The 742-nt window shown below is 68.6% G+C and carries 1 protein-coding gene; it reads left to right on the top strand.

What is annotated here, in order from left to right:
* Positions 1-742: methyl-accepting chemotaxis protein (locus EFL26_RS08490; RefSeq protein WP_425464105.1), on the top strand; the 742-nt coding region annotated here is incomplete at both ends.

The raw sequence follows: 742 nt of genomic DNA on the forward strand, positions 1-742 counted from the left end.
TGAACAGTGCGCTCGGCCGCCTGCGTGGGTCGATGTCGTCGATCGGTGCGAATGCGACGTCGTTGGCGTCGGCGTCGGAGGAGCTGTCGAGTGTGTCGGCCCAGATGAGTGGGTCGGCGGAGGAGTCGGCGTCGCAGGCGGGTCTGGTGTCGGCTGCGGCTGAGCAGGTGAGCCACAACGTGCAGACGGTGGCGACGGGCACCGAGGAGATGTCGGCCTCGATCCGGGAGATCGCGAAGAACGCTTCGGATGCTGCGGAGGTGGCTGCTCAGGCGGTGACGGTGGCGGAGGCGACGAACGTGACCGTGGCGAAGCTGGGGGAGTCCTCGGCGGAGATCGGGAACGTGATCAAGGTGATCAACTCGATCGCGGAGCAGACGAACCTGTTGGCGTTGAACGCCACGATCGAGGCGGCGCGGGCCGGGGAGGCCGGCAAGGGCTTCGCGGTGGTGGCCAACGAGGTCAAGGAGCTGGCGCAGGAGACCGGGAAGGCGACCGAGGACATCGGTGCGCGGATCGAGGCGATCCAGGCGGACACGGCGGCTGCGGTGGCGGCGATCGCGCAGATCTCGGGGATCGTGGCGCAGATCTCGGACACGCAGACGACGATCGCCTCGGCGGTGGAGGAGCAGACCGCGACGACCAACGAGATGGGTCGCAACGTCTCGGAGGCGGCGACGGGTTCTGCGGAGATCGCGAACAACATCACCGCGGTGGCGCGGGCGGCGACCGACACCACCTC

It is taken from the genome of Nocardioides pocheonensis, assembly GCF_003725535.1.
Lineage (GTDB): Bacteria > Actinomycetota > Actinomycetes > Propionibacteriales > Nocardioidaceae > Marmoricola > Marmoricola pocheonensis.